Source organism: Pseudobutyrivibrio sp. UC1225 (genome assembly GCF_900115215.1).
Classification (GTDB): domain Bacteria; phylum Bacillota; class Clostridia; order Lachnospirales; family Lachnospiraceae; genus Pseudobutyrivibrio.
The window spans coordinates 33,435-43,300 of the sequence record NZ_FOVQ01000018.1; the positions used below are offsets into that span (position 1 = coordinate 33,435).

10 protein-coding genes are annotated in these 9,866 nt (G+C 40.9%); all 10 read right to left on the reverse strand.

Features of this window, described 5'->3' with window-relative positions:
• Positions 1–31: 31 nt before the first annotated feature.
• A complete protein-coding gene (gene hypB / locus BMZ41_RS14570) occupies positions 32–703 on the reverse strand; it encodes a hydrogenase nickel incorporation protein HypB (protein WP_090530980.1) in 672 nt (223 codons plus the stop codon).
• A 386-nt stretch (positions 704–1,089) separates the two neighbouring features.
• Complete coding sequence (locus BMZ41_RS14575) at positions 1,090–1,854, reverse strand: class I SAM-dependent methyltransferase (protein WP_090170772.1); 765 nt, start codon at positions 1,852–1,854, stop codon at positions 1,090–1,092.
• Between the two features lie 2 nt (positions 1,855–1,856).
• Complete coding sequence (locus tag BMZ41_RS14580) at positions 1,857–2,660, reverse strand: class I SAM-dependent methyltransferase (protein ID WP_242942078.1); 804 nt, start codon at positions 2,658–2,660, stop codon at positions 1,857–1,859.
• A gap of 15 nt (positions 2,661–2,675) precedes the next feature.
• Complete coding sequence (locus tag BMZ41_RS14585; protein WP_090530984.1) at positions 2,676–3,434, reverse strand: ABC transporter ATP-binding protein; 759 nt, start codon at positions 3,432–3,434, stop codon at positions 2,676–2,678.
• Positions 3,434–4,228 carry an ABC transporter ATP-binding protein gene (locus BMZ41_RS14590; protein ID WP_090170778.1) on the reverse strand — a complete coding sequence of 265 codons (795 nt, stop codon included), beginning with the start codon at positions 4,226–4,228 and terminating at the stop codon, positions 3,434–3,436. Before BMZ41_RS14590 ends, BMZ41_RS14585 begins: the two co-directional genes overlap by 1 nt.
• A gap of 1 nt (position 4,229) precedes the next feature.
• Positions 4,230–5,804, reverse strand: a complete 1,575-nt coding sequence (locus BMZ41_RS14595; RefSeq protein WP_090530988.1) for an ABC transporter substrate-binding protein — start codon at positions 5,802–5,804, stop codon at positions 4,230–4,232.
• A gap of 30 nt (positions 5,805–5,834) precedes the next feature.
• Positions 5,835–6,641: a nickel transporter permease gene (nikC, locus tag BMZ41_RS14600; RefSeq protein ID WP_090530991.1), complete on the reverse strand. Its 807-nt coding sequence runs from the start codon at positions 6,639–6,641 to the stop codon at positions 5,835–5,837.
• The gene (gene nikB / locus BMZ41_RS14605; protein ID WP_176754579.1) at positions 6,634–7,578 is read right to left on the reverse strand and encodes a nickel ABC transporter permease; all 945 of its coding nucleotides are present in this window, start codon (positions 7,576–7,578) and stop codon (positions 6,634–6,636) included. Before nikB ends, nikC begins: the two co-directional genes overlap by 8 nt.
• 128 nt (positions 7,579–7,706) lie before the next feature.
• The gene (locus BMZ41_RS14610) at positions 7,707–9,392 is read right to left on the reverse strand and encodes a DUF2207 domain-containing protein (RefSeq protein ID WP_090530994.1); all 1,686 of its coding nucleotides are present in this window, start codon (positions 9,390–9,392) and stop codon (positions 7,707–7,709) included.
• Positions 9,393–9,605: 213 nt separating this feature from the next.
• Positions 9,606–9,866, reverse strand: a 261-nt coding sequence (locus BMZ41_RS14615; protein WP_442960249.1) for a transposase, incomplete at its 5' end; no start/stop codon positions are given.

Sequence of the window (9,866 nt, forward strand, 5' to 3'; positions counted from 1 at the left end):
CCTACATAGTCTATTGTTTATTTACTTTTAATTATGCCTTTGCTCTAGCAATCTCATCTTCGAGCCAAGCGATTACATCCTCCAAGCCTTCTCCAGTCTTGCCGCTAACAAAGAAAATCTTTGCATTTGGATTAAGCTTTAAGATTCTTTCAGTAACCTTTTCCTTGCTAAAATCAAAATAATCAAGTGTATCTATCTTATTAATAAGAACAACATCACTTATTTCAAACATAAGTGGATACTTAAGTGGCTTATCATCTCCCTCTGGGACAGATAAAAGCATAAGGTTCTTATTAGCTCCAACATCGAACTCAGCTGGGCACACAAGATTTCCAATATTCTCTAATATAAGAAGGTCGAAATCTTTTGTATCATACTCCATAAGAGCTCGACTGGTCATATCTGCATCGATATGGCACAGACCCATGTTGTGAATTTGGATAGACTGAACACCAGTGGCATCAGCTACACGCTGTGCATCGATGCTGGTCTCGATATCCACATCCATCTCACCAATCTTATATTTATCCTTCATTCTGTTGATGATGGCAGAAAGTGTTGTAGTCTTTCCTGAACCTGGGCCAGACATTACATTAACAAAAAATGTACCCTGGTCTTTCATCTGCTGGCGGATAGCAGCAGCAGCTGCCTCATTCTCAGCAAATACACTTTCGCCTATTTCAATTACTTTAACTTCACCCATTTATTTATACTCCTTATCTATACTACATTATACAATCCGCCAGTTACACTAACAAGCCTTAGTATTTCTCCGCTCATCTAACACGATTCGCTTGAGAAATCTAAGAGCTTGTTTGTTACTGGCTAGGTTGTGAAATAAAAAAAGCCAGCGACTATACGCTGGCATTGTTATCGGGGAGTGCGACCAAAGTTGCCCTTGGTCGCTGAGTTATGAAAAATTTGGTATTAGCTTTTCGCTAGTACGATAAGTACTATAACATGTAGAAACCGTTTCCGCAAGATGTTTTTTCATATTTTTTTCACAAAATTGTATTTTTCTTGTATTTGGGGCTTACTTTTTCTAACCTAATACACAGGGTGTGTATTATTGTCTAGAAACCAGCAATATCAAGCCTTGCAACCAGTTATGCAAAACATTTTATCTGGTATGTAAAACTCATCATGTTCGACGAAAATGCGGCTTCCAAATTCGACGTCAAATGTAACATTTTTGTAACCAAGCTGTAACAATATTTCTTTATCCCATTGTGGTCTATCAAGAGTACTGATTGTCAGCATGTGATAAATATCATGACATTCATCTTTCATGCTATCTGGAATCTTGCTGTGAGCAAGATTCTCAGGGCTCTTAAGATTGTGGGCGCCTTTAGCGTATTCAGCATCGAAATTAATGAGAATACCGCCCTTTTTAAGCACTCTAAGCCAATCACGATAAGCATCGACTGGATGTGGAAGTGTCCATGTGAGATTTCGTGTAATAACCACGTCAAAAGTCTCATCCTCAAAATCCAGACTCTCTGCATCACCAGTAACGGCTGTAGCCTGAGCAGAAGACAATCCATACATACGAATCATCTCATTGGCCTTAGTAATCATCTCCTCTGTAAGATCGATTCCTGTAACCTGATGGCCCAGCTTTCCAAGAATAACCTCGAAAAAGCCTGCTCCACAGCCTACATCCAATATCTTAAGGCTCTTCCCCTGTGGCAGAAGCTTCTCAATCTCTCCTGTCCAGCGGGCGGCTTTATTACTTTCTATTTCATCATGACGAAGATCGAAAAAGCTGTCAGCACGCTTTGTCCAATAGCCTTCTACTTTCTCTTTAATATTCTCTGCCTCTTCTTCGAAGGCAATATGATGTAACTCACCCATTTTTATTTCCTAACTAACTTCACCATAAAAAGCGGTGTAGATTTATAATTTACTAATTCCTTTTGCGAATAAACCAGCTGGCCTACATCCTCCTGAACGGTCACCTGGCCTGCCTGTAGCTCTGTGAGATATTCCAAATCCCACTGTGGACGAAGCTTTGCTGTAAGTGGCATCTTGCCTGCGATAACTTCCATCTTGTCGAAATCATCTCCGATATTGTAGTCGCCATAGCCTTCCTCAGCCACGTGCTGACGATCCTCATCATAGGCCGCCTTCTTATCTTCATCTATAAGATATCTGTACCAGTTGGCATCAAAAACCATCATAAGCCCATTTGAACGCAATACTCTTGTCCAATGCAGATAAGCCTTTGCCGGGTCTGGAAGATTCCAGGTAAGATTTCTGGAGATGACCACATCAAAGCTGCCATCCTCAAAATCAAGATTCATGGCATCTCCCTGAACAAACTGAATCTGCTTTGCAAGCTCGCCAGCATTAGCCTTTGCCTCTTCTATCATAGTCTCTGCAAAATCAAAGGCTGTGACCTTGTAGCCTGCCTCTGCAAGAATGATAGAAAGGAATCCTGGGCCTGCGCCAATATCAATAATGCTGATATCAGCTGGCTCTCTGTCAGGGAAGGCTGTTGCAATCTCCTTAGTCAAAAAAGACGTCCAATTTTTTCTTTGGACGCCTGATAATTCTTCTCTATTAACTTCCGAATAACCTGCTGCGCGCTTAAGCCAGTAGGCCTTGTTTTCTTTTGTTAAATCTGCGTTCATATCTGTAACTATACCACACCTGTCCATTATTCCAAACCACAGTTACAGGATTGAGTCAACTAAAGACTTAGTGTACTCAGCCTGTGGATTATTGATGATATCATCCGGTTTGCCCTGCTCTACAATCTGCCCATCATAAAGCACTAAAACTCTGTCGCAAAAGCTCTGTACCAAGGCAAGGTTGTGACAGATAAAAATAATGCTTAAATCCCTGGTTTTACGGAGCTCATCCAAAAGCTCGATTATCTGTTTCTGCACTGTTACATCCAGAGCACTTGTTGCTTCATCACAAACAAGAATGTTTGGCTCCACCGCAAGAGCTCTTGCAATCGCAGCTCTCTGGCACTGTCCACCACTAACCTGATGAGGATATTTGGTGGCAAACTCAGGTGTAAGCCCTACCTTTTCTAATAACTGCGCCACCATTGTCGCTGCATCGGATGCTGAAACACCTCTATTTCGCAAAGCTTCGCCTATGCTATAGCCAAGAGTTTTTCTTGGATTAAAAGACTCTATAGGATTTTGGAAAACCATCTGTATTTTGCTGTAAAGCCCCAACGGATTCTCACGTTTCTGGCTTTGAATATCATTATCGCATATACGAATTTCTCCAGCAGTTGGAGCAATCAGGCCTGTAATCAGTCTTGCCACAGTACTTTTTCCACTTCCTGATTCGCCTACGATACCAAGAGTCTCACCTCGTTCAAGAGAGAAGGAAACTCCCTTGACTGCAAGTGTGTCAGAGTTTCCACGACTTATGAAATTTTTACTCACGTTATTAACAGTAATCATCTCATCCATTAGACAATCTCCTGACGCCTCTTAAGTCTTGGCACTGCTGACAGTAGCATCTTAGTGTAATCATTACTTGGATTATGAAGTATTTCCTTTGCCGGACCATACTCCATCATATATCCATCCTTTAAAACAAGGACGGTGTCAGCCATGGCAGCTGCCACGCTGATGTCATGTGTAACAATAATTATGGCTGTTCCAAATAGTTCTCGAAGAGCAAGCATCTCCTCCACCACCTGCTTTTGAACTGCCACGTCCAAAGCGCTGGTAGGTTCATCTGCCAAAAGAATAGATGGATTTAAAAGCATTGTAATTGCAATGGCTGCTCTTTGGTTCATTCCTCCGGAAAGCTCAAATGGATAACTGTTCCACAGCTTTTCTGAGTCTTTGAAATTTAACTTTTCAAATAACTCTAATGCTTTCGCCTTTGCTTCATCCTTGTTTATCTTTCTATGGGCAGACATGCTTTCCAGTATCTGATCTCCGATAGTTCTGATTGGGCAAAGTGAACCTTTTGCATCCTGAAAAATCATTCCGATTTCTGCGCCACGAATTTGACGCATCTCTTTTTCACGGAGGGATAAAAGATTTGTGCCTTTGTAGCTAATCTCTCCTTTGGTCACTTTCCCATTATCATTTAAAAGCCCCAAGGCGGAGCGAATCAGGGTGCTTTTTCCACTACCTGATTCGCCCACCAGAGCCAGTATTTCTCCCTCATGTAAAGAGAAGCTAATGTCGTGAACAACGGGAAGCTTCTCGAAGGAAATATCTACATTTTCGTAAGTTAATAATGAATCCATATTATTCGATATCTAAATCTGCTGTGAACTCATAGTAATCACTTGGATGTGCTACAAGTCCTGTTACGTTTGACTTTGTAATCATGCTCATACGAAGGAATGAACAGAATACAAATGCATTGTCATCGAGAATCTGCTGCTGCATCTTGATTGCAATATCACCTCTTGCATCTGCATCAAAGGTAGCGTTCATCTCATCAGCTAGCTTCTGAATCTCGTCACTGTGATATCCGCCACGGTTCTTTGATGAATCATCTAAGCAGTGAGTTGTGAAGAAGTACATTGGATCGCCAATTCCGCAAGTAACGAAAGCTGCTGCATATACATCCCATGTGTCCTTCTCTGCTACGATTGTTCCGTGGTCTGCTGTAACATTAAGCTGAATATCAAAACCGATATCTTTAAGAGTTGCCTGTGCAGACTCAGCAAGGAGTGGAAGCTCCTGACGGCTTGGATAACTAATCCATCTGATAGTAAGAGTCTGTCCATCCTTCTCACGGATTCCATCTCCATCTGTATCTACCCAGCCTGCTTCCTCAAGAAGAGTCTTTGCAGCTTCTGGGTCATAGCTGTCTGTCTTAACTACATCTCCACCAAATGTGAAGTTATCTGGGAAGGCGCCAATACCAACATAGCCGTAGCCATTTAATAACGTATTTACGAATCCCTCTTTATCGATACCCATAGCAAGTGCCTGGCGAACTGCATCATCCTTGATTACAGGTGAATTGTAGTTCATCTGGCAATAGAAAGCACGGCTTGTAGGTGTGCCTGTAAATACATAATCATCATTTTCAAATAATGGATAGTTTGCATATGCCATTCCATAGGCTGCATCAATGTCACCATTCTGAAGTGCAAGAGCAAGTGTATCACCATCAGAGATTGTGATGACCTTTGCCTCGTCAATCTTTACTTCACCGTTCCAGTAATTCTCATTCTTTACAAGATTAAGGTGGTCACTTGTAACAAGCTCTGTACATACAAATGGTCCTGTGCCCACAACGATACCATCAGCATTTCCTTCCTCAACATCTATTACGCATCCATAAGGATCGCAAAGGTAATTAATAAGTGTAGGCTTTGGTGTAGTTGTCTTAATTGTAAGAGTCTGACCATCAGCCTCTATTGTATCAATAGCAAGATCTCCTGCTGCTCTTTCATGAACAGCTACAAGATCCTCGATGCAAGCCTTTACAGCTGCTGCATCAACATTCTTGCCATTTGAGAAGGTTACACCATCCTTAATAACAATCTGCCATGTAAGCTCATCTATATTTTCATAGCTCTCTGCCACCCATGGCTCAAGCTCCATATTGTCGTTGAATTTAAATAATGTCTCTCCAATGCCGTAACGGATGCATGCCCATCCACAATAAGTATCGTGTGGGTCGATGTTTGCCTCCTCGTTTTCTGCATTAAATGTTGTGTCTCCAAATGTGAAGGTCTTCTTGCCATCTGTTACCTGCGCTGTATCTGAGCCTGACTCAGACTTTGCTGCACCGCAACCTGTAAATGCGGCGACTGTAAGCGCCATTGCAAGACATACTGCAATTGACTTCTTTAATCCTTTCATATTTCATACTCCTTTCTCTATATGGCGCGGTTACTTAGGATCCAAATAATCCCTAACCGTATCACCCAACAAATTAAAAATTACTACCGAGACGAAAATTGCAAATCCCGGTGAAAGTACCACCCATGGATAGGTCTGAAGCATGCTTCGTCCGTTTGACATCATGCTTCCCCACTCTGCTATTGGTGGCTGGGCTCCAAGTCCTAAAAAGGAAAGGCCTGCAAGCTCCATCATCATTGTTCCTATATCAAGCATTGATGTAACCAAAATTGGTCCCGTGATATTAGGCAATATATGGCGAATAATAATCTGTACTGGACTATCTCCTGCCAGCCTTGCTGCCTGGATGAAGGACAATGCCTTCACGGATAATGTCTGGCTTCTGGCAACTCGCGAATACTTCGGCCAGCTTATGACCGCCAGGGCTATTACCGCGTTAACGATTCCTCCACCTAAAAGGGCTGCCACAGCAAGGGCGAATACAAGCCCAGGAAAGGCTAGGAAGAAATCTGATATACGCATTACCACCGAATCTACTTTGCCTCCGCAATAGCCGCATATAACGCCTACAGCGGTACCAAATATTGTAATGATAGCAACCAGCGCTAAGGTTGATAAAATACTGGCTCTTGCACCGATGATTATTCTGGAAAACATGTCTCGGCCATAAGTATCTGTACCCATTAGATGGGCCGCTGATGGAGCATTATAGCTCTGGGCCAAATCCTGTGCATATGGATCAAAAGGACATAAGCTTTCAGCAAATATGGACACCAAAATCAGGGTCGATGCCAATATCGTAAATACGATAAGTTTTTTCCTTGGCTTCTTATTCATTGCTTGTGTCCTCCAATCTGATTCGTGGGTCTAACAGCCTGTAGGATAAATCCGTAATCAGATTAACTGTCACATAAATAATAGCCATCCACATTACATAAGCCTGTATGATTGGATAGTCACGCATGTTGATGGCATCCACAGCCATCTTGCCAACGCCATCCCACATAAAGATGGATTCTACGATGGCAGTACCGCCAAGAAGGCTTCCTATTGAAAGTGCAAGCAGAGTAATGATAGTTACCAGACACTCTCTCATAACACTCTTCCATAGAATCACAGAAAACTTCACGCCACGTGATTTCGCTCCCAAAATATAATCCTTGCTCAGCTCATCAAGAACTGTAGCTCTTACCTGACGAAGATACTTTGCGCTCATGGCGATAGCTAATGTGAAAGTAGGCATAGCTACAGCCGATAAACTCATATCCTTGGAAATGATTGGGAACCACCCTAATCGAATACCAAGGAAATACATCAGCACAAGGGATACGAAAAAGTTTGGCATACTGTTGCCAATAAAGCTGATGAATCTGATTAAATAATCCCAAAATTTATTTTTGTAAACTGCAGAAATGATGCCTAAAGGGATTGATATTACTATGGTAAGTAAAATAGATGTAACTGTAAGAAATAGTGTAGCTGGTAGCTTTGAAATAAATGTCTCGAAAACATCCTTTCCTGACACATAGCTCACACCCATGTCACCATGGAGAAGCTTTCCAAACCACACAAAATATTGAACTAAGAAAGGCTTATCCAATCCAAGCTCTGCCTTCGCAGCCTGAAGCTGCGCCTCTGAAACTACCTGCCCGGTGTTCAGCATTTTTTGCTCTACAACATCGGACCCAGCCAGTCGCATCATAGCAAAAGACAAAAACGTGATTGCAATAAGTATTGGAATCAATTGTAAAATGCGTTTTATACTATATTTCAAAAAAGAATACCTCTCAAACTAACTAAATAGAGACAGTTTAGTTTACATCCTAAAATCCGCCCTATCAAGATAGTTGAGAGGTATTTATTATTCATATATTGAATTGTGGTATTCCACTATGGAATGTTTCACCAAGCACCGCCACCGCCGCCTGAGTCTCCGCCGCCCGAGAAATCACAGCTTGAGCCGCAATCAGAATTATCGGCATACGACCACCAGTGAGAATTGTCAGCTTCTCTTGTTGTTCGCTTTGAGTAGCCTCTTGAATCGTATGGCACATAATCATGCTTACCTGTCAGAGATTCCTTGAAGCGTTTCGCAAAAGGACGTCTTGCGAATTTTCTATTACCGCGTCTAATCATTCTATCAAGCTCTTTATTCAGCTGCTGAATAGTCATAAGGTCAAGACCTTTAAACCACTCAACCTTTGGAACATTGATATCATGCTTTTCAAAATGCTTTTTCCACTGTTTTTCCAAACCAAATGCATAAGCATATGGCAGAATAACATAGTAGTAATTTGGATTTTCTGCCACAAGCTCTTTAAGCTTTTCAGGCTGAGGAAATCTAATAAATTCATATAAGCCGCATACCTTATTACGGATTTCTGTGCTCTTTCTAGTTTTCCAATTAGCAGAATAATGACTTGTGAAAAAGCTTAAGGATTCAACAGCGCGATAAAACTCTTTTTTCTGCAACCCCTTCTCTGTAATTACTCCGCCAGCTCTCATGCCCTTAAACATTCCAAGAAGAATTTCCTTTTCGTCAAAGGTGCATTTTTTGTAGTCGTCCTTCTTTAACGTAAATGCGAATATATTGTCTTCTTTTATACTGATATCAAAAAAGCCTTTATTTGCCAGATATGGAATCATAACCAGAACTTTATCTGTCCTGCGCATTGTACGAATTACCTCTGCCTCACGTGGTGAAATCCCATCTGGTGGATAATACATCTGCTTACAATTCTTATATCTCTTAGGAATTCTTTTTATAAGCTTTACAATGCCCTTTATTAAGAGAACTATCAGGACTACCAGAAGGATTTCAGCTAACATTAAGCAGAATATATAAATCCCACCAATAATCTTCCCATAATCAATTTGCTTTTTTGCTGGTGGCACATATTTAAAATAACCCTCCGGCAATGAAGCCCTCACTGTGAATGCCTCTCCCGGCTTAAGTTCATGATGATAACTTCCAGAAATAGTTCGTCCATTCACCGACGCTTCAAATGGATTATCAAGCTTGGAATACTCTACTTTAGATGAATCGAAATCTTTAGGAAGATTAATCTCCCAGCTTACATTCTCAATGTAGCAATCCCAGCCTTTACCAATAATGTTAAAGACGAATTCATCCTCATCTGGAAGCGGATCCTCAGATTCCACCACATAATCATAATTAAATGTGTAAGTATGCTCATCATCATATTTATAATACTTAACACCAACCTTTACTGTTCGTGTGGAATTGCCCCAGCTTGAGTCCGATTCATCATATGATATAAAGCTATTTGCAGTATCACTTTCTACATTAAGATTTTCTACCTTTGCCTTTATCCTACTCTTACTTCCATCAGGACGGACTCTTTTATGATTCTCACTGAAAACCCTCACCGGACCATGATGAGGCTTTACAAAGTTGTAATCGATTGTCTCTGTAACAGAAAACACATTGTTTTCTTGAACATCCACCTTTAAATCAATTGACTCGATGTAATAATCTTTCTTTGATGCTGCATCAGCTGTCAGCGGGGTAAGTAGTCCTAATGCTGTACACAATACCAGCACTAAAATTCTTAAGTTCTTTTTCATATATCTTCTTCCAAATCTAAATAACTGATGTGGGCTATTCTACTATTTTTTCCCAGACTAGTAAATGTGGATATGTAACAAAAAAGACAGCAGGTAATTGCTTACCTGCTGTCTCAGAGTGTAGACAAAGAGGATGCTGCAAAACCAAGTTTTGCAGCATCCTTTCCTTTTTTCTAAGATTCTATTTTTATTTTTGTGTAAAAAGACCTGTTTTTAGGCCATTTTCAATTCCCATTCTTGCTGTATTTTTGCTAGCTTCTTTAAATTCATACACGCAAAGGTAAGCGCAACCTTCATTACCATGCGCGCCTTACCATACATCTGTGTATATCTGAAACCATGATTCTCTTTAGCTGTCCCAAAGATTCTTTCAATGGTTTCTTTTCTGTGAGAGTATAAATCTTTCATACCTAAGGTCTGTCTTATATCTTCACATGCTTCCATGTATTCTTCCCAGACATGACGAGTTACAAT